The sequence below is a fragment of the Streptomyces sp. RLB3-17 genome, from assembly GCF_007113425.2.
Classification (GTDB): domain Bacteria; phylum Actinomycetota; class Actinomycetes; order Streptomycetales; family Streptomycetaceae; genus Streptomyces; species Streptomyces mirabilis_D.
Genome location: NZ_CP041610.2, coordinates 9,384,218 through 9,402,982, shown reverse-complemented (window position 1 = coordinate 9,402,982; position 18,765 = coordinate 9,384,218). Strand labels below are relative to the sequence as shown.

The 18,765-nt window shown below is 72.1% G+C and carries 18 protein-coding genes; 9 read left to right on the top strand and 9 right to left on the bottom strand.

Features of this window, described 5'->3' with window-relative positions; all coding sequences use genetic code 11:
• Nucleotides 1–3: 3 nt before the first annotated feature.
• From gnd to FNV62_RS42200, 3 genes are all read left to right on the top strand, one after another.
• Nucleotides 4–882, top strand: a complete 879-nt coding sequence (gene gnd / locus FNV62_RS42210; RefSeq protein WP_054234525.1) for a phosphogluconate dehydrogenase (NAD(+)-dependent, decarboxylating) — start codon at nucleotides 4–6, stop codon at nucleotides 880–882.
• 5 nt (nucleotides 883–887) lie between these two features.
• A complete protein-coding gene (locus tag FNV62_RS42205) occupies nucleotides 888–1,493 on the top strand; it encodes a histidine phosphatase family protein (RefSeq protein ID WP_144316008.1) in 606 nt (201 codons plus the stop codon).
• Nucleotides 1,494–1,574: 81 nt separating this feature from the next.
• The gene (locus FNV62_RS42200; protein ID WP_054234523.1) at nucleotides 1,575–2,030 is read left to right on the top strand and encodes a tellurite resistance TerB family protein; all 456 of its coding nucleotides are present in this window, start codon (nucleotides 1,575–1,577) and stop codon (nucleotides 2,028–2,030) included.
• A gap of 53 nt (nucleotides 2,031–2,083) precedes the next feature.
• Here the strand turns inward: FNV62_RS42200 and FNV62_RS42195 are convergent, their stop codons facing one another.
• The 3 genes from FNV62_RS42195 to FNV62_RS42185 form a co-directional block, all read right to left on the bottom strand.
• Nucleotides 2,084–3,046: a hypothetical protein gene (locus FNV62_RS42195; protein WP_097287187.1), complete on the bottom strand. Its 963-nt coding sequence runs from the start codon at nucleotides 3,044–3,046 to the stop codon at nucleotides 2,084–2,086.
• Nucleotides 3,047–3,309: 263 nt separating this feature from the next.
• Nucleotides 3,310–5,112: a bifunctional sugar phosphate isomerase/epimerase/4-hydroxyphenylpyruvate dioxygenase family protein gene (locus tag FNV62_RS42190; RefSeq protein WP_144316007.1), complete on the bottom strand. Its 1,803-nt coding sequence runs from the start codon at nucleotides 5,110–5,112 to the stop codon at nucleotides 3,310–3,312.
• A gap of 235 nt (nucleotides 5,113–5,347) precedes the next feature.
• The gene (locus tag FNV62_RS42185; RefSeq protein ID WP_143605728.1) at nucleotides 5,348–6,223 is read right to left on the bottom strand and encodes a shikimate dehydrogenase; all 876 of its coding nucleotides are present in this window, start codon (nucleotides 6,221–6,223) and stop codon (nucleotides 5,348–5,350) included.
• 162 nt (nucleotides 6,224–6,385) lie between these two features.
• Here FNV62_RS42185 and FNV62_RS42180 point away from each other — a divergent pair, with 162 nt between their 5' ends.
• Both FNV62_RS42180 and FNV62_RS42175 read left to right on the top strand, forming a co-directional pair.
• Nucleotides 6,386–7,051, top strand: a complete 666-nt coding sequence (locus tag FNV62_RS42180; RefSeq protein ID WP_097287185.1) for a TetR/AcrR family transcriptional regulator — start codon at nucleotides 6,386–6,388, stop codon at nucleotides 7,049–7,051.
• 307 nt (nucleotides 7,052–7,358) lie between these two features.
• Nucleotides 7,359–8,711, top strand: coding sequence for an MFS transporter (locus tag FNV62_RS42175; RefSeq protein WP_144316006.1), 1,353 nt, complete (start codon nucleotides 7,359–7,361; stop codon nucleotides 8,709–8,711).
• An 81-nt stretch (nucleotides 8,712–8,792) separates the two neighbouring features.
• On the opposite strand, the gene FNV62_RS42170 is transcribed toward FNV62_RS42175, so the two are convergent.
• Nucleotides 8,793–9,458, bottom strand: coding sequence for a TetR/AcrR family transcriptional regulator (locus FNV62_RS42170; protein WP_060896775.1), 666 nt, complete (start codon nucleotides 9,456–9,458; stop codon nucleotides 8,793–8,795).
• A gap of 133 nt (nucleotides 9,459–9,591) precedes the next feature.
• Between FNV62_RS42170 and FNV62_RS42165 the strand changes: the two genes are divergently transcribed.
• Complete coding sequence (locus tag FNV62_RS42165; protein WP_144316005.1) at nucleotides 9,592–10,518, top strand: NAD(P)-dependent oxidoreductase; 927 nt, start codon at nucleotides 9,592–9,594, stop codon at nucleotides 10,516–10,518.
• On the opposite strand, the gene FNV62_RS42160 is transcribed toward FNV62_RS42165, so the two are convergent.
• Complete coding sequence (locus FNV62_RS42160) at nucleotides 10,471–10,911, bottom strand: PPOX class F420-dependent oxidoreductase (protein WP_144316004.1); 441 nt, start codon at nucleotides 10,909–10,911, stop codon at nucleotides 10,471–10,473. The two genes, FNV62_RS42165 and FNV62_RS42160, sit on opposite strands and share 48 nt — an antisense overlap.
• A gap of 99 nt (nucleotides 10,912–11,010) precedes the next feature.
• Here FNV62_RS42160 and FNV62_RS42155 point away from each other — a divergent pair, with 99 nt between their 5' ends.
• The 3 genes from FNV62_RS42155 to FNV62_RS42145 all read left to right on the top strand — a co-directional run bounded on the left by FNV62_RS42155 (nucleotide 11,011) and on the right by FNV62_RS42145 (nucleotide 14,300).
• Entirely contained in the window at nucleotides 11,011–11,589 is a 579-nt protein-coding gene (locus FNV62_RS42155) for a TetR/AcrR family transcriptional regulator (protein ID WP_143603568.1), read from the top strand.
• Nucleotides 11,586–12,998 (top strand): MFS transporter, encoded by a 1,413-nt coding sequence (locus FNV62_RS42150; RefSeq protein WP_205522315.1) that lies wholly within the window; start codon nucleotides 11,586–11,588, stop codon nucleotides 12,996–12,998. Before FNV62_RS42155 ends, FNV62_RS42150 begins: the two co-directional genes overlap by 4 nt.
• 75 nt (nucleotides 12,999–13,073) lie before the next feature.
• The gene (locus FNV62_RS42145; RefSeq protein ID WP_143656268.1) at nucleotides 13,074–14,300 is read left to right on the top strand and encodes a serine hydrolase domain-containing protein; all 1,227 of its coding nucleotides are present in this window, start codon (nucleotides 13,074–13,076) and stop codon (nucleotides 14,298–14,300) included.
• Nucleotides 14,301–14,306: 6 nt separating this feature from the next.
• Here the strand turns inward: FNV62_RS42145 and FNV62_RS42140 are convergent, their stop codons facing one another.
• The 4 genes from FNV62_RS42140 to FNV62_RS42125 are packed head-to-tail and all read right to left on the bottom strand — an operon-like array spanning nucleotide 14,307 to nucleotide 18,694.
• Nucleotides 14,307–15,458 (bottom strand): saccharopine dehydrogenase family protein, encoded by a 1,152-nt coding sequence (locus tag FNV62_RS42140; protein WP_144316003.1) that lies wholly within the window; start codon nucleotides 15,456–15,458, stop codon nucleotides 14,307–14,309.
• Entirely contained in the window at nucleotides 15,451–16,578 is a 1,128-nt protein-coding gene (locus tag FNV62_RS42135; protein ID WP_143656266.1) for a saccharopine dehydrogenase, read from the bottom strand. Before FNV62_RS42135 ends, FNV62_RS42140 begins: the two co-directional genes overlap by 8 nt.
• The gene (locus tag FNV62_RS42130; protein ID WP_097287177.1) at nucleotides 16,575–17,720 is read right to left on the bottom strand and encodes an NAD(P)/FAD-dependent oxidoreductase; all 1,146 of its coding nucleotides are present in this window, start codon (nucleotides 17,718–17,720) and stop codon (nucleotides 16,575–16,577) included. The genes FNV62_RS42135 and FNV62_RS42130 overlap by 4 nt, the downstream gene beginning before the upstream one ends.
• Nucleotides 17,717–18,694: an ornithine cyclodeaminase family protein gene (locus tag FNV62_RS42125; protein WP_144316002.1), complete on the bottom strand. Its 978-nt coding sequence runs from the start codon at nucleotides 18,692–18,694 to the stop codon at nucleotides 17,717–17,719. Before FNV62_RS42125 ends, FNV62_RS42130 begins: the two co-directional genes overlap by 4 nt.
• Nucleotides 18,695–18,765: the final 71 nt, after the last annotated feature.

The following is an 18,765-nucleotide window of genomic DNA, read 5'->3' as shown; positions in this document are numbered from 1 at the left end:
GTCATGCAGCTCGGACTCATCGGCCTCGGCAAGATGGGCGGCAACATGCGCGAGCGGATCCGCCGCGCGGGCCACACCGTCGTCGGCTACGACCGCAACCCCGAGGTCTCGGACGTGAGCAGCCTCACCGAACTCGTGAGCGCGCTCGAAGGCCCGCGCGTGGTGTGGGTGATGGTCCCCGCAGGCGCCGCCACACAGTCCACCATCGACCAGCTCGGCGAGCTCCTGGAGCCCGGTGACACCGTCGTCGACGGCGGCAACTCCCGCTGGACGGACGACGAGAAGCACGCGGAGGAGCTGGCCGCCAAGGGCATCGGGTTCGTCGACGCGGGCGTCTCCGGCGGCGTCTGGGGCCTCAAGAACGGCTACGCGCTGATGGTCGGCGGCGACGCCGAGAACATCGCCAAGGTGCAGCCGATCTTCGACGCCCTCAAGCCCGAGGGCGACGCCGGCTTCGTGCACGCCGGCAAGGTCGGCGCGGGCCACTTCTCCAAGATGGTCCACAACGGCATCGAGTACGCCATGATGCAGGCCTACGCCGAGGGCTGGGAGCTCCTGGAGAAGGTCCACTCCGTCACCGACGTGCGCGAGGTCTTCCGCTCCTGGCAGGAAGGCACCGTCATCCGCTCCTGGCTGCTCGACCTCGCCGTCAACGCGCTGGACGACGACGAGCACCTGGAGAAGCTGCGCGGCTACGCGGACGACTCCGGCGAGGGCCGCTGGACCGTCGAGGCGGCCATCGACAACGCCGTCCCGCTGCCCGCCATCACCGCCTCCCTCTTCGCCCGGTTCGCCTCCCGCCAGGACGATTCCCCGCAGATGAAGATGATCGCGGCGCTGCGCAACCAGTTCGGCGGCCACGCCGTCGAGTCGGCGAAGTAACGACCATGGGCGACCTCCTGCTGGTCCGCCACGGTGAGACCGAGTGGAGCGTGTCGGGTCAGCACACCAGCTGGACCGACCTGCCCCTCACCCAGCACGGCGAGGAACAGGCCAAGTCCCTCGCCCCGCTGCTCGCCGGCCGGACCTTCGCCCTGGCCCTGACCAGCCCGCTCGGCCGCGCGGTGCGCACGGCGGAACTCGCGGGCGTGTACGGGCCCGTGGCCGATGCCGATCTGCACGAGTGGGACTACGGCGCGTACGAGGGCATCACGACCGTCGAGATACACCGCACCCGGCCCGACTGGTTCCTGTGGAACGACGGCGTGCCGCCCGGCCCCGACGGCCATCCCGGCGAGTCACCGGCGGAGGTGGGAGAGCGCGCCGACCGCGTGCTGTCCCGCGTCGGGCCGGCGCTCGCCGACGGCGACGTGATCCTCGTGGCACACGCCCACTTCCTGCGCGTGCTGACGGCCCGTCGGCTGGGGCTGTCCCCCGCGGATGGGCGGCTGTTCCAGCTCGCGACGGGCACCGTCAGCCGGCTGTCCACCGAGCACGGGCATCCTGTGATCGCCGAGTGGAACGCCACCGGAACTTCTGCGGCGGTTCGCTAGTTTCTACATTGCTGTAGAAATCGAAAGGTCACGGCCCGCCCTCCGGGGCGGGCCGGTCCTCTCCCAACGTATGGAGCTCTCATGGCCCTGTGGGACCGCATCAAGGAGTCCGCGTCGACGATGCAGACCCAGCTCGTGGCGAAGAAGAACGACCTGAAGAGCGGTGCCTTCCGCGACGCGAGCATGGCGATGTGCGCGCTCGTCGCCGCGGCGGACGGGACGGTCGATCCCTCCGAGCGCCAGCGCGTCGCACAACTCATCGCCACGAACGAGGTGTTGCAGAACTTCGACGCCGACGACCTGCGCCGCCGCTTCGACGACAACCTGAACAAGCTGACCGCCGACTTCGCCTTCGGCAAGGTCAGCGTCCTCCAGGAGATCGCCAAGGCGAAGAAGAAGCCGGCCGAGGCGCGCGCCGTCATCCAGATCGGCATCGTCATCGGCGGCGCCGACGGCGACTTCGACAAGACCGAGCAGGCCGTCGTGCGCGAGGCGTGCTTCACGCTCGACCTGCCGCCGCACGAGTTCGACCTGTAGTTCCCCACCGGCCCCGGCCGTGCCACCTCGACGGCCGGGACACGTGAGGTGGCTCAGGCGCCGCGCGTGGCGCGCCTGCGCCACTTCACGTACTCCGCCTCCGGGTCGCCGGTGCGGGACCAGGGCATCCGGCTGGCGCGCACCCCCAGGGTCTTGAAGAGCGGGGCCGCGAGGTCCGGCAGGCCCGCGTAGCTGGCGGCGTGCGCCAGGTAGTTGAGGTCGCGCACCTCCTCCGGCGCGGGCTGGCCGTCCGGGCGCGCGGCGATCCAGCGCTGCCAGGTACGCCGTACGTCGTCGACGGCTCCCTCGTTGTTCCAGTGCCCGTCGAGGTCGACGGACACGTCCGGCCGCCCGTTCGCCCCCTCCTGGAGAGAGCGGTACTCCTCCACGCGGGCGAACTGCACCAGGACCGGCAGCGCGCAGCCCGGCGGGGCGACGGCCGCCGCGTCGCGGGCGAAGTCGTACATCAGGCCGTGGGTGCCGTGCCAGCGCGCCGAGTAGTAGCGCAGCACATGGAGGTGCCCCTCGATCGTGTAGGGGTCGCGGGCGTGCAACTCGTCCCACCAGCGGCCGAGTTCCTGGCGGCGTACCCCGGCGGCGTAGAGCCGGGCGACGGAGATGAGGCAGATCCAGGGCGTGGGGTCCTCGGGGTAGGCCTCGGCGCCCTGCAGACAGGCCATCACCGCCCGGTCGACGCGCCGCTGTTCGACGGGTACGCGCCCGCCCGCGGCGGTGGCGAGGGTGAAGGCCCTGGCCACCTCGGTCGCGGCCCGCAGTACCAGGGCGTCGGGGCTGCGCGGCTCCTCGGCGAGCCAGGACTCGACCGACGAGTTGCCCGCGCACGCGGGCGCGAGCAACCGGATCCGGTGGGCGCGCACGGACCACGCGGGGCCGGTCACCCGCAGCAGATCCCGCAGACCCTGCCAGCGCCCGTTGGCGATGTCCTTGCGTGCGGTGCTGAGGGGTGCGTCCCCGTAGTCGGGGTCGAAGTCGGGGGTGAAGCGGTCTCCCGGCATGGGCTCCCTCTCAGAACGTGAAGCACTGAAACCGGCCTCAGAGCCGGAGGCCGATTGCTCCACGTCCTGGGCAGCAGACTGGGGGCGATACCGTGCTGCCGCTGTCATCGGCCGACGGTCGCTCCGCAGAGGTGTTCCGCGGGTGGTGTGATGATAGCGGTGGGCATTGATGTTTCAATGTCAACTGACGGGTAATATGGCTCCGCCTGGGGCTCGGGCTGGCGGCGTCGTGACGCGAGTGGCGCCGTGCCGCGGTCGAGGGGTCAGCTCCCCGGTCGGCGCGGCAGGTGCTGCGCGGCCAGCCGCACAGGGGCGTTCTGCGCTCCGTAGCCCCGGTAACCGCCGTCACGCTGGACGAGTTCGAAGAAGACACGGCCGACCGTCTCCGTGTAGCAGTGGCGGAACTCACCCTGCGCGTCACGGTCGTAGAGGATGCCGAGTTCGCGGTACGTCTCCGGCTCGCCGTCGGCGAACTCATACCGTGCGGCGAGGTCGTCGTAGTAGTTCGCGGGCATCGCCAGCAGTCGGCCGCCGGCCTCGCGGAAGCGGCGGGCCGCGGCGACCACGTCGTCCGTGGCGAGGGCGATGTGCTGGGCGCGGGCGCCCTCGTCGGTGGGGGCGGGCCCGACGCCGAGGGCGATACGGACGCTGCCGTCGGCGTTGGTGACCGCGCGGCTGCGGTGCAGTCCGTACGGGTCGGCGACATCGACGCTGTCCTGTGCGCTCAGCCCGAGCACACTGCGGTGGAAGAGGGCCGCCTCGTCGAACTGGTGCCAGGGCTGGGTGAGGGCCAGGTGGTCGATGCGGGCCACGTGCTGCGGGAGTCGTTCGTGCGGGACCGGCACGAAGTCGCCCGTCCACCCCGCGGGTTCGGGGTGCCCGGAGCGATCCGTGACACAGAAGAAGAGTTCGGTGCCGTCGGGGGCGGCCACCGCGTCCAGCGGTGCGTCCTCGGGGGCGCGGCGGCGGGGCAGGACCGGGGCGAGGAGGGATTCGGCGCGCCGGGCCGCGGCGGCCGGGTCCGGGGACTCCAGGCCGACGGCGGCGAGGGAGGTGCCGTCGCGCCGGGCGGCCGGTCCGGTGTTCACGAGGACACGGGCCTCGCCCTGCTGCCAGAGGTCGACGGGCTTGCTGCTGTGCCTGGCCCTGCGGGTGAAGCCGAGGGCGCCGAGGAGCGCGGTGACGGGTTCGACGTCGGGGGTGACGAGCTCGGCGAAGGCGACACCGGTCGGCACCACGGGCGCGGGCGGGGCCGCGAGTCCCGTCGCCTCCTGGAGGACGAGGAGGGAGCGACGCGCGTCCACGGCGGTCGGCCCGGCCTCGGCCTGCCGGAAGACGTCGTTGAAGACCTCGAGGGAGAGCGGTCCGCGGTATCCGGCCCGCAGGACGTGTCCGAGGAACCCCGCGATGTCGAAGCCGCCCTGGCCCGGGAAGCAACGGTAGTGGCGGCTCCACTGCAGGACGTCCATCGCCATCAGGGGGGCGTCGGCCAGTTGCAGGAAGAAGATCTTCTCGCCGGGGATGTCCTCGATGCCCTTGGGGTCGCCGCCGCGGGCGAGGATGTGGAAGCTGTCCAGGCAGGTGCCGAGGGCGGGGTGGTCCGCGGCTTCGACGATGTTCCAGGCGTGGTCGTACGTACTCACGTGGCGGCCCCACGCGAGCGCCTCGTAGGCGACGCGCACACCGAAGTCCTGCGCGAGGTCCGCGAGCCGGCGCAGCTGGTCGGCCGCGAGCGCGTCGTCGTCCACGGCGAGCGGGGAGACGCTGGAACAGACCAGGACCGTGTCGGTGCCGAGGCGGCGCATGAGCTCGAACTTGTGCCGGGCGCGGCGCAGATTGCGGGCGAACTCCTCTTCGGGGACCGCTTCGATGTCCCGCATCGGCTGGTACAGGTCGATGCTCAGACCGAGGTCCGCGGTGCGGGCCCGGATCTCCTCGGGGGTGAGGGGGCTCGCGAGCAGATCGTTCTCGAAGATCTCCACCCCGTCGAACCCCGCCCGCCCCGCGGCCGTGAGCTTCTCGGTCAGGGACCCACTGAGCGAGACAGTGGCAATGGACGTACGCACGTCGATACTCCTTAGCTGTCGCTGCACATCAGCTGTCGCTGCACATCGAGGCGCGGCCACGAGAGCCGTCGGCTCGGACGAGCCCCGCAAGGGGCGCGGGGCCGTGACATCTGCGGCTCCGCCGCGTGGGCGCGCCCCGCACCCGCCCCGCAGGGGGCGCGGGGAACTGCGCGACCAGCCCCCACGCCCCCGCACCCCGCCACACAATCCGAGCCGCCCCACCCATCAGGCGCCCTCAGCCACCGACACCCGCACCCGATACACCCGCCAGCTCAGCAATGTCCGCCAGCATCCGCACGGCATCCGGCTCCCGCCCCGTGAACAGCCGAAACGCGTCCACCGCCTGGAACACGGCCATGCCCCCGCCGTCCAGCGTCGCGCACCCCACCGCCCGGGCCGTGCGCAGCAACTCGGTCTCCAGCGGCCGGTACACCACCTCGGCGACCCACAGTCCGGGATGCAGCAGCTCGGCCGGGAACGGCAGCCCGGGATGGGCCGCCATCCCGGTGGGCGTCGCGTGCACCACCCCGTCGGCACGGGCGAGCAGCCCCCCGAGCGCATCCGGCGTCGCGGCCGCCACCCGCCCCGCGCCGAAGTGCCGGTTCAGCCCGGCGGCAAGATCCGCCGCCCGGTCCGGCATCGCGTCCACGACGGTGACGTGCCCCGCGCCCAGCGTCAGCACGGCGTGGGCGACCGCCGCACCCGCCCCGCCGGCACCCAGCTGCACGACCCGCTCCAGCGGGACGTCGGGCAGCCCGCGCGCGAAGGACGCCGCGAACCCGGTGACATCGGTGTTGTGCCCGATCGCGCGACCGCCCTCGAAGACGACGGTGTTGACCGCGCCGAGGGCCGCCGCCTGCGGAGCGAGCTCGTCGAGGTGGTCGATGACCAGCTGCTTGCAGGGGTGCGTGATGTTCAGCCCGTCGAAGCCGAGGTCCCGCGCGGCCCGTACGAGATCGCCCACCGCCTCCGGCCCGACGCCGAGCACGTCGATGTCGATCAGCCGGTACACATAGCGCAGTCCCTGCCGGTCGGCCTCCCGCTCGTGCAGCGCGGGGCTGAGCGAGGGGCCGATGCCGGAACCGATGAGGCCGACGAGATACGTGTCCATGGTCACGGCGGACCTCCTGAGCGCTCACTAATGTACGAACTAGTACGTTAGCTATATCAGCATCCCGAGCTCGCGGGAAGGCCCGCCCCGGAACTCGGGACCACGGCGGCAGACCCTGCTTCTACAATCGCGGGCACTGACCCCCTCGCCCGAAGGAAGCCGATGACCAGCGTCGAAGAACCTGCACGGCCCGTCGGGCGCATCCGCGACGCCGCCCGGACCAAGGCCGAGATTCTCGACGTGGCGACCCAGGAGTTCTCGCGCGCCGGCTTCGCCGGTGCCCGCGTCGACGAGATCGCCGCCCGCACCCGCACCACCAAGCGGATGATCTATTACTACTTCGGTGGCAAGGAGCAGCTGTTCACGGCCGTCCTGGAGCGCGCGTACTCCGTGATCCGGATGGCCGAACAGGAGCTGGACGTCGAGCACCTGGACCCGGTCGCGGCCATCCGCAGGCTCGCCGAGCTGACCTTCGACCACCATGAGGCGCATCCGGACTTCATCCGGCTGGTCAGCATCGAGAACATCCACGAGGCGGAGCACATAGTCGCGTCCGAGGAACTCGGGAAGATCGGTTCACCCGCGCTGGAGGTGATCCGCCGCATCCTGGAGACCGGCCGGAAGTCGGGGCTGTTCACGGCCGACGTCGACGCCGTGGACCTGCACGCGATGATCAGCTCGTTCTGCTTCTTCCGGGTCTCCAACCGGCATACCTTCGGCGCCCTCTTCGGCCGTGACCTGGTGGCCCCCGACCAGCGGGAGCACTACCGGACCATGCTCGGCGACATGGTCATCGCCTATCTGACGGCGGACCGCACGGAGGACTGAGAACGGCAGGACCGTCACCCCCTCCCGTCCCCCGCTCCGGGCCCCGCTCGGGGGTCAGGGCGGGGCACGGCCGGGAGAGATCCTTCAGTACGACCTCTTGACACCCGGGAAACGTGGGCGCAACATCCGTAGCCATCCGCTACTAACTATCCAGTGGGTTAATTAGCCGGACGCGCAACGTTGAGCAGACCTCCCACCGTCGAGCAGACTCGTCGCATCCGGCACGGCCGACCCGTACACCCCCAGGGCCCCGGCACCTCACCCCTCCGCCACTCCCGTCCCCGGAGTTCCCTCGAAGGAGCACGCCGTGTCTGTCCCCGCCGTCCCGCTCGACGCGCCACCCGGCCAGCCCCGGAAGGCCGCCATGGCCGCCTGGATCGGCAGCGCCCTGGAGTACTACGACTTCTTCATCTACGGCAGCGCCGCGGCACTGATCTTCCCGAAGGTCTTCTTCGACGAGTCGGACCCGGCCACCGCGACCCTCCTCTCGCTGGCCACGTTCGGCGTCGCGTACGCGGCCCGCCCGGTCGGCGCGCTCTTCCTCGGCCACTTCGGCGACCGGGTCGGCCGCAAGAAGATCATGGTCTTCACGCTGATCCTGATGGGCCTGTCGACGTTCCTCATCGGCTGTCTGCCCACCCGCGCCCAGGTCGGCGGCCTCGCCCCGGTCCTCCTGGTGCTCTGCCGCGTCCTCCAGGGCATCTCCGCGGCCGGTGAGCAGGCGAGCGCCAACTCCATGACGCTGGAACACGCGCCGCCCCACCGCCGGGGCTTCTTCACCAGCTTCACCCTCAGCGGCACCCAGGGCGGCCAGCTCCTGGCGACCCTGGTGTTCCTGCCGGTCGCCGCGCTGCCCGAGGACCAACTGCTCTCCTGGGGCTGGCGCGTGCCGTTCTGGGCGAGCGTCGCGGTCGCCGTGGTCGGCTATGTCATCCGCCGCACCCTCCAGGAGACGCCGGCCTTCACCCAGCAGGCCGCGAGCGAGGGCGTTCCCAAACAGCCGCTCCTCGTGCTCCTCCGCGAGCACTGGGCGGACGTCCTGCGGGTCGTCGCGGGCGCCCTGATCGCCTCGGTCAGCACGATCTTCACGGTCTGGGCGCTGGCGTACGGCACGAGCGACTCGGTCGGGCTGTCGCGCACGCAGATGCTGTGGGTGGGCGCGCTCGCCAACATCGTCGCCCTCGGCGCGATCCCCGTCTGGGCCACGCTCTCCGACCGCATCGGCCGCCGTCCGGTCTTCCTGATCGGCGCCGCGGGCAGCGCCGTGCTGATGTTCGCCTACCTGTGGGCCATCTCGACCGGCTCGTACCCCCTCGTCCTCCTCTTCGGCATCCTCGCCTTCGGCGTCGTGTACAGCGCGGCCAACGGTGTCTGGCCGTCCTTCTACGGCGAGATGTTCTCCACCCGCGTCCGGCTCTCCGGTATGGCGATCGGCACGCAGATCGGCTTCGCCGTCGCCGGGTTCGCGGTCACCTTCGCCGCGCAGATCGCGGGCCCGGGCGGCGACGACTGGTCGTCCGTGGCGCTGTTCACCGCGGCGCTGTGCGTCCCGCCGGTGCTCGCCGCGCTCACCGCCCGCGAGACGCACACGGTGCCGACGGAGGAGCTGGGCGAGCGGGCGTCCCAGGACGCCGCGAAGCGCGAGGCCGTGACCGCCTGACCGCCCGACGGGGGGGCACGGTTGACAGCTGACGTTTTCGGCATGAACATCGCCCGGGGCAAGCGGAAAGAAACAGCGCGGTTACACAGAGCCACTCCGCGCACCCCGGCCGGGTTCAGGGGCGGCCGGTGTGCGCGGAGATCCTGTCGCCCCTCGGCTCGTCGTCCGGGCCCCGTCCAGGAAGGGACCGAGTTCGTGGGCCACGGCGGTCAGGGCCCGTACGTCCCGTTCGGTCCTGGCGATGAGGAGCGCCCCCTCCAGGGCGCTGATCATGACCGTGGCCAGCGGTTCGGCGCGTTCCGCAGGTACGCCCATGTCCGTCAGGGCCTCGGCCACCGGACGGTTCCAGCGGGCGAACGCGGCGGCGGCAGCGGTCCTGGTGGACTCGGTGGACTCCGCGCAGTCCACGGTCGCCGCCGCGACGGGGCAGCCGGAGGCGAATCCGGCCTCCTGGAACTCGTCGGTCCACTGCCGCACCATCGCCGCGAACAGACCGCTCGGCGTCGGTTCGTCCAGCGCCGCGAGGAAGCGGGCGACGCGCTTGCCCGCGTAGCCGCCCGCCCAGTCCACGGCCTCGTTGACCAACTGCTCCTTGCCGCCCGGGAAGTAGTGCTGGAGCGATCCGCGCGGCGCCCCCGCATGCGCGGCGACCTCGCGCATCCCCGTCGCGGTGACCCCGTCGCGCCGGATGAGCTGTGCCGCGCTGAACACCATCCGTTCGCGCGGCCCCCGCTCGGAAACCGCCATCATCGACCTCCCACCAGGACTGACGTAGGCACACTACCCACTATGACCGCTGTCATAGAGCTGGCTATCATGACAGCGGTCATAGGCGGCGACGGCGGCCCGACGGGGGTGCCGGCAGAGACGGTGGTGCGTCGTGTACGTGGGATTCATCGGCCTCGGTGTCATGGGACAGCCCATGGCGCTCAACCTCGCGAGGGCGGGCACCCCGCTGGTCGTCTGGAACCGCACCGCCGCGAGGACCGAGCCGTTGCGGACCGCGGGAGCCGAGGTGGCCACGGACCCGGCCGAGGTCTTCGCGCGCTGCCGCGTCGTCCTCCTGATGCCGGCGGACGGCTCCGTGACGGACGCCGTCCTGGGCCGCGGCACCCCGCAGTTCGCCGCGCGCGTCGAGGGGCGCACCGTCGTCCCCATGGGCACGACGTCGCCCGAGTACTCACGCGGCCTGGAGGCCGAGGTGCGCGCGGCGGGCGGCCGGTACGTCGAGGTCCCGGTCTCCGGGTCGCGGGTCCCGGCGGAGGCCGGGCGGCTGGTGGCGATGCTCGCCGGGGATCCCGCGGCCGTCGAGGAGGTACGGCCGCTGCTCGGCCCGATGTGTCACGAGAGCTTCGACTGCGGGCCGGTGCCCAACGCCCTGTTGATGAAGTTGTCCGTGAACCTGTTCCTGATCACCTTGGTGACCGGCCTCAGCGAGGCGTTCCACTTCGCCGAACGGCAGGGCCTGGACCGCAAGCTCTTCCTGGACGTGCTGGACGCCGGTCCGATGGCCAGCGGCGTCTCCCGGATGAAGGCCCCGAAGCTGCGGGAGCGCGACTTCGCCGTGCAGGCCGCGGCCCGTGACGTCCTGATGAACAACGAGCTGATCGCCGGGGCCGCGCGCCGAGCGGGGCTGGCCTCACCCCTGCTCGACGTCTGCCACGCCCTCTTCGACGAGACGGTGGCACAGGGCCACGGCGGGTCCGACATGGTGGCCGTGCTCCGCGCGATCGAGGCCCGCAGCGACGAGGGAGCGGGCTCAGCGTCCGCGGGGCACGCCGTACGCGCGCTCCACGTGGAGCCGTAGGACGAGCCGGCCGTCGCTGACCATCGCGGCCCGGTATTCGTCCCAGTCGGGGTGCTCGCCCCGCACGGCCCGGTAGAGCCGCACCAGTTCCTCGACCGTCTCGTCGTGGGGGTCCCGGGCGACGGGAGTGAGCTCGGCGGTGCCCTCGGCGACCGTGTACGCCCAACGGTCCTCGGCCGTGACGTGATAGGAGGCCCGCGGGTCCCGGCGCAGATTGCGGGTCTTGGCGCGGTCGTCCGTGACCGAGACCCGGACGACCCGCTCGTCGGGATCGTAGGCGTGGTTCACGTTGGACAGCTGGGGCCGGCCGCCCTTCTTGAGGGTGACCAGCACTCCGCCGTCGTACTCGGAGAGCAGCTTGAGCAGTGTGTCCTGCGTCGCGTCCTGAGTCATATTTCGCTCAACCCCGGGGAACGCATGGCCATTCCCGTCACGTAGACACCGTCTACCAGATTGGTAGACAGCGTCTACGGGGACTGGTAGACAGTGTCTATGAGTGAAGCGGACACGGGGCTGCGGGCCCGGTTGATCGAGGTGGGCGTGGACCTGGTGTCCACGGAGGGCGCGCAGGTTCTGACCCTGCGGGAGATCGCCCGTCGCGCGGGCGTCTCGCACGGTGCCCCGCGCCGCTACTTCCCGACCCATCTGGAGCTGCTCTCCGCCATCGCGCGCCGGGGCTTCGCCGACCTGGGGGCCCGGGCGACGGAGGCGCTGGGCGACCCAGCGGCGAGTCCCCGTGACCGGCTCACGACGCTGGGGAGGGTCTATCTCGACTTCGCCTTCACTCAGCCCGGAATGTACGAGCTGATGTTCCGCCATGATCTCTTGGAGAGCGGGAAACTGGGGCTCCGGGAGACCAGTCTGCCGCTGTTCGGTGTCCTGGTGGACCTGGTCGGCCGGGCACGCCCCGAGGCCGACACCGCGCTCGTCGCGGGCGCCCTCTGGGCGAACCTGCACGGGATCGCCCAGCTGTGGGGCTGGGGCAGCCTCCAACTCGCCACGGGAGCCACCGACTTCATACCCCTGCTGGATGCCGCGCTGGACGCGCACCTCGGGCCGGAGGAGCGGTGAACCCCTCGGCGCGGCGCCGTCTCACGCTGGCCAACAGCGTCGTCGGGGCCGTCGTCGTCGCACTGGACGGAACCGTCCTCACCGTCGCTCAGCCCACGCTGCGGCGCGACCTGGACGCCTCGTTCGCACAGGTGCAGTGGACCAGCACCGGCTATCTCATCGCGGTGGCCAGTCTGTTGGTGTTCGCGGGGCGACTCGGCGACCGGTACGGCCACCAACAGGTCTTCGCCGTGGGGATGGTGGGCTTCGGGGCGGCGTCGGCGGGGATCGGTCTGGCGCCCGACATCGGCTGGGTGATCGGACTGCGGGTCGCCCAGGGGATCTTCGGCGCGCTGTCGCAGCCCGCCACGCTCGGGATGCTGCGCGCGGCCTACCCGCCCGACCGGCTCGGCATGCCCATCGCGCTGCGCACCAGCGCCATCGGTCTCGCGGCGGCCGGGGGTCCCCTCATCGGCGGGGCGCTGGTCACCCAGTTGGGCTGGCGGCCCGTTTTCTTCCTGAACGTCGTACCCGCGCTCCTCATGGCCGCCCTGGCCCTGACCGTCACGGACGCGCCCCGGGCCAGAGGCTCGGCGGCCGGACTGGACCTGCCCGGCGCGGCGCTGCTCGCGGTGGCCCTGGTCGCCCTGGTGCGCACGCTCGTCGTGCTGCCGGCGACCGGCTTGACCACGGCGACCGTGCTCGGGCCGGTCGTTGCGACGGCCGCGGCAGCCGCGTTCGTACGGCACGAACGGCGCGCGGCGAGCCCGCTGGTGCCGCACGGGCTGCTCGGCTCCCCCACGGTCGGCGCGGCGCTCGGCACCCTCGTGTGCGCCTCCGCGGCGCTGTTCGGCACGCTCTTCGTCAGCACCTACTACCTTCAGGACGTGCTCGGCCTCGACCCGCTCCAGAGCAGTCTGCGCGCGCTCCCGCTGGCCGTGATGATGGTGCTGGGCGCGCCGGTCTCCGCCGTACTGCTGCGCCGCCACGGCCCGCGCCGCACGACCGGGACCGCGATGCTGCTGCTCCTCCTCGGCGTCCTGCTGCTGTCCCGGCTCGACCGCGCCTCGACGGACCCGGCGATCGGCGCCGGATTCCTGCTCCTGGGCGCGGGGTTCGTCGCGGTGATGGTGAGCGCGACTGCCGTCGTCGTGCGCTGCGCGTCCGCCGGGTCGGCCGGCGTGGCGGGCGGGCTTCAGCAGACCGCGATGAACATCGGACCGACGGTGGGGGTGGCCGTGGCGACCACACTGGTCGGCCTGGCCGGCGTCGCCATGGGACCCGCGCTGACCGTCCTCGCGGCCCTCACGGCGATCGGCGCGCTGTCGGCGTTGCGGCTCCCGGGCCGCGGCGACGCGCCGGTCGCCGAGCGGCGACCCGCCGGTCACTCACCCGGCGACGCCGCTCGCGAAGTCCATACGAGACGATGAGGACGAGCGAGACGATGAGGACGAGCGAGACGATGAGGACGAGCGAGTCCGAGAGCCGCAGTCCGGAGGAGAACCATGGGACATCTGCGACAAGAGATCGAGCCGCGCGAGGCCGGCCTTGATCCGAAGGCGCTGGCCCGTCTGGACCAGCACTTCTCCCACCTGGTCGACGACCTCCGGCTGCCCGGCTACCTCGTGTCCGTGTCCCGGCACGGCCGGGTGGCGCACCTCACCACGTACGGCCATCGCGACGTCGAGGCCCGACTCCCCGTCGAGACCGACACCTTGTGGCGGATCTACTCGATGACGAAGCCGGTCACCTCGGTCGCCGCGCTGATGCTCCTGGAGGAGGGACGCCTCCGGCTCGACGACCCCGTGGCGCGTTTCCTGCCCGCCTTCGCCGACCCCCGGGTGTACGTCAGCGGGTCGGGCGCCGACATGGAGACCCGCCCGGCCGGGCAACCTCTCCTGATCCGGCACCTGTTGACCCACACCTCGGGTCTGACCTTCGGCTTCTACCACTCCCACCCCGTCGACGCGCTCTACCGCGACGCCGGTCTGGAGTCGTCGGTGGCGCCGGGCGCGGACCTGGCCGGGACCTGCGACGTGTACGCGGGCCTGCCCCTGCAGTTCGAGCCGGGCACCGAGTGGAACTACTCCGTCTCCACCAATGTGCTCGGCCGCCTGATCGAAGTGGTGTCGGGGCAGGATCTCGACGTGTTCCTCGCCGAGCGGATCTTCGGGCCGCTGGGGATGACGGACGCCGGGTTCTGCGTCACCGACGAGCAGGCCGGGCGGCTCGCCGAGCTCTACGGCGAGGACGCCGAGGGCCGCATCACCCCGATCGCCGGGCTCCCTCTGCACGGCCGCCCGCGCTTCCTCTCCGGCAGCGGCGGCATGGTGGCCTCCGCGTACGACTACCACCGCTTCATGGAGATGCTCCGCCGTCGCGGCGAACTCGACGGGGTCCGGCTGCTGAAGCCGGAGACCGTGGACACGATGGCCGCCAACCACCTCCCGGGCGGCGTCGACCGCCGCACCTTCGGCAGCGCGCTGCATCGCGAACCCGGCAACGCGGGACTCGGCTTCGGACTCGGGGTCTCCGTCGTGGTGGACCCCGAGATCACCCGGTCGCCGTCCAGCGAGGGCGCGTTCGGCTGGAGCGGGGTCGCCAGTACGACCTTCTGGGTCGACCCGCGCCACGACCTGACCGTGCAGTTCTACACCCAGGTCCGCCCGACCTCCTCGCACTCGATCTATCCCGAGCTCAAGCGGCTCGTTCACGAGGCGGTGCTCGGCTGAGCCCGGCTACCCCGCGCGCAGGGTGAAGGGCACTCCCTCCCCGGCGAGTTCGGCCAGCCACTCCTCGGAGCGCTCGGCCGTCTCCGCGGCGCGGACGAGGCCCGGCGGGAGCGAACCGTCCAGGATGTGGCGGACCCCGAGGGCGAGCGTGCGGGAGACACAGCGGGCCATGGCGCTCTCCTCGGCGGTGCCCACGAGGTCGAGGAGGTAGCGCCCCGACCAGGTCGCGCCGGAGCCGCCGCGCACGTCGAGGGAGACGGCGAGGACGACCCGGTCACGGTCCGCGTCGGTGGTCGGATAGGTCCTGGCCAACTCCTGGGCGAGGGCGGTGATCCGCCGGTCGTCGCCCGCCTTCAACTCCTCGAAGACCGTGTCCCAGGCCCGCAGCCAGCCGTCGAGGCGCAGGGTGCCGCGCACGAAGGTCTCCGGCTTCCAGGTGCCGGGAAGCCCGTACTGCTCGACGAAGGGCACGCTGTCGCGGTTGGGGTAGACCTCGAAGGCCTCGCCGTCGATCAGGTGCGGGCGGGTGGCCTCCCAGGGGCGGTCGGCGGTGGTCTCGATGCCGTCCTCGACGTATCGGGCGGGCGAGCGGAGAGCGTTGAGCACGCCCGCGGGTGCCCAGCTGAAGCGGTACTTGAAGTCGTTGGGCACGGCGGGGATGCCGCCGCAGTACGAGGTGAGGCGGTACGAGGCGGCCGAGTCGGCGCCGATCTCAGCCTCGGCCCGGGCGATCAGACTGTGCGCGAAGAGGTGGTCGATGCCCGGGTCGAGCCCGCACTCGGTCAGCACCACCACTCCCGCCGCCTCGGCCGCGGGCACCTGGTCGAGGACCGCGTCCGACACATAGCTGGAGCAGGCGAAGTGGGCGCCGCGCTCGACGCAGACGGCGAGCAGCGGGGCGTGTTCGGGCGCGGGCAGCATGGAGACGACGACGTCTCCGGGGGCGAGCTCGGCGACGAGCGCCTCCCGTGTGTACGCACGGGGCTCCGCACGCCCGGTCAGGCCCAGCGCCTCCAGGCTGCGGGCGGCACGCTCCTCGGTGCGGTGCCACAGGCGTACGCGGTCGGCGGCGTCGCAGGTCGCGGCGAGACCGCTGCCGGTGGACAGGCCCGCGCCGATCCAGTGGACGGTGCCGCTCGCGGCCGTCACCTCAGACATCACGCGACTCCCCTTCCTCTGCCTTCTCGGCTTGCTCTGCCTTCTCGGCTTCCTCAGCCACCCCGGCATCCGCGGCATCCTCGGCTTCCTCGGCTTCGAGGGCGCGGCACGCCTCGTGGAAACGGTCCAGGCAGCGCCCCCACGGTCCGCCGACCCCGAACTCCAGCAGCTGGGGCAGCAGCGCCGCCGAGAAGTCGACGCTCGCCTCCAGCGGCAGCAGCGACGGCAGGTTGTCGATGGCGATCAGGTCGAGGGCGGGTCGCTCGCGGATGCGGCGGGCGGGGTGCGTCCAGTCCGTCGTGGTGTCGTAGATCGGCAGCACGTTCAGGGGGGAGCCGACGTCGCAGGTGACGTCGCACAGGGTGCGCAGCCTGCGGCCGGGCTCGTCGAGGTCCTCGTCCGTGAGGAAGGGCGGGATCGGCCGGGTGGTGAGCACGGTGTTGACCATCAACTCGTGTGCCAGCAGCGCCCGTCGGTCCAGCTCACGGGTCTCGGCGAGGTCCCAGCTGGTGGGCTCGACCCCGGCCACGCCCAGCGCCACCCGGGCGCCCCGGCCGCTGCGGCCGAGCGCGCCGATGACGAGGGCTCGCAACTCGCCCTTCTCTGAGGCGAGTTCGGCGTCCAGGTCCTCCTTCGAGGTGGGCCGCAACGGGGCCTTGAGGCTGCCCCGGTGGTGCAGCACCGCCAGGGCGGCGCCCAGGTATCCGGCCCAGTAGCCGAACGCGGCGAGCCTGCGCCCGTCGTCGTGCACCAGGTACTCGATGTCCAGCAGGGCCCCGCCCCCGGCGAGGAACCTGCGGAGCAGCGCCGCCGCCCCCGGCTGCCGTTTGTAGGCGTGCCCGAAGAAGACATGGCGATGTGTCAGCGCGGGCGGTCCGTCGGGGAGTTCCTTCAGTCCGACGACGACCGCTTCGGGCGGCGCCGACACCCAGGAGCCTGCCTTCGCGACCCGGCAGCCGGCCTCCTCGTAGGCCTCGATGGGGAAGACCCGCTGCGGCGACTCCTCGACCGTGAGCGTCACGCCGCTCTCGACGAGCCGTCGGGCGTCCGCGGGCACGATCGGGGTACGCCGTTCGGTCGTACGGATCTCGTGGCGCAGCCACAAGTGGAGCTCGGTCATACGAGGTTGACCTCCGGGCGCGGGGCGTCGGCGGTGAAGCGTTCGACGCTCAGGGGGCTGATGTCGACGAAGGGTACGCGGCCCAGGTACAGATCACGGATCACCTCGCCGACCGCCGGTCCCTGGAGGAAGCCGTGCCCCGAGAACCCCGTCGCGTACAGGAAGCGTGCGCACGAACGCGCCTCGCCGATCAGGGCGTTGTGGTCCGGAGTGATCTCGTACAGGCCCGCCCAGCCGCCCGTCCGGCGCAGGTCGAGCAGGGCCGGGGCGCGGCGCTCCATCGCCTCGGACAGGCGGGGGATCCAGCGGTCGTGGGGAGTGGTGGCGAAACCGGGGACCTCGTCGGGGTCGGACATGCCGAGGAGGAGGCCGGGGCCCTCGGTGTGGAAGTAGAGGCTGGTGGTGAAGTCGATGGTCATGGGGAGGTCGGGCGGCAGGCCCGGGACGGCTTCGGTGACGGCGATCTGGCGGCGCAGCGGTTCCACCGGCAGGTCCACGCCCACCATCGCGCCGACCGCCCGCGACCAGGCACCGGCCGCGCAGACGACCGTGTCGGTGGCGATCCGCCCCTGGCTGGTGACGACCGCGGTGATCTCGTCGCCGCGGGTCTCGATACCGGTGACCTCGCGGTGGCGCAACACGGTCGCGCCGTACCGGCGGGCCCCGGCCGCGTAGCCCTGCACGACGGACTCGGGCGTGCAGTGCCCGTCGTCCGGGGAGAAGGCCGCCGCCAGCAACCCGTCGGTGCTGATCAGCGGGGACAGCCGCTGGGCCTCGGCCGGGTCGATCAGACGGCTGGGCACCCCTAGCGCGTTCTGCCGCCGTACGCCGTCCTCGAAGGCGGCGACCTCCTCGGGCGTGGAGAGCAGGAACAGATAGCCGACCCGGCGCAGCCCGATGTCCTGGCCCGGTTCCTCACCGAAACGGGCGAACGCCTCCAGACTCCGGGCACCCAGCTGGATGTTCAGCTCGTCGGAGAACTGCGCCCGGACCCCGCCCGCGGCCCGCGAGGTGGACCCGGAGGCGAGTTCGTCGCGCTCGACGAGCACCACGTCCGGTACACCGGCCCGGGCCAGGTGGTAGGCGATGCTCGTGCCCATCACCCCGCCGCCGATGACGACGACCCGCGCGCTCCCGGTCATCGGCGCGCCTCCCGGGCACGAGCGGCCTCGATCACGGCCCAGGCCGCGGCGGCGTCCTGGATGCCGAGCCCGACGCTGTTGTAGAAGACGATGTCGTCGGGGTGGGTGCGGGCCGGGTGCCTGCCGGTGAGGACGCCGCCGAGCGGGATCAGGTCGGCGCGGGTGAGTACTCCCTCTCTCAGCGCGTCCACGATCGGTCCCGCGTGCTCCGCCGCCGTCTCCGGGTCGTCGACCACGACCGCCGCCGCCCGCCGTACGACGTCCATGTCGACCTCGCGGCGGGTGGGCTCGAAGGAGCCGACGCTGACGACCGCGCACCCGGGCGCCAGCCACGCGCCCTGTACGACGGGTGTGCTGCTGAGCGTGCAGGCGGCGACCATGGGCAGGCCCGCGACGGCTTCCTCCGCCGTGTCGACGGCCCTGGTCGCGACCCCGAGTTCCGTCGCGAGGCGCCGCGCCGCCCGCGCCCGTCGGGCCGGGTTCGGGCTCCACACCCGTACGGACCTGAGGTCCCGCACCCGGGCGACGGCCCGCGCGTGGGCGAGGGCCTGGGTGCCGGAGCCGAGGAGGCCCAGCTCCGCGCTGTCGGCGGTGGCCAGCGCGTCGAGGGCGACGGCGCTCGCCGCGGCGGTGCGCAGGGTCGTGACCGCCGTACCGTCCATGACGGCGGCGAGTTGCCCGGTCACCGGATCGAGCGCGTTGATCACGGCGTGCACGGTCGGCAGCCCGGCCGCCGTGTTGGCCGGGTTGACACTGCCGAACTTGGCGACGGCCCCGGTGTCGGCGGACAGCCGGGCGAGGTAGGCGAAGACGACGCTGTCGTCGAATCGGCTGGGGTGCATGATCTTGCCGGGGAGCTCGGCGGTGCCGTCACCGAGCGCGGTGAACGCCGCGCGCTGCGAGGCGATCGCCGCATCGGTGTCCAACAGCTCCGTCACCCGGTCCCGGGAGAGGTACAGGACGTCGTCGGTCATTCCTTGTACCTTTCCCCGCGCGCACCTCTCTCACCACAGCCGACGCCTCCGGGTGACGCCCTCGGGCGCCC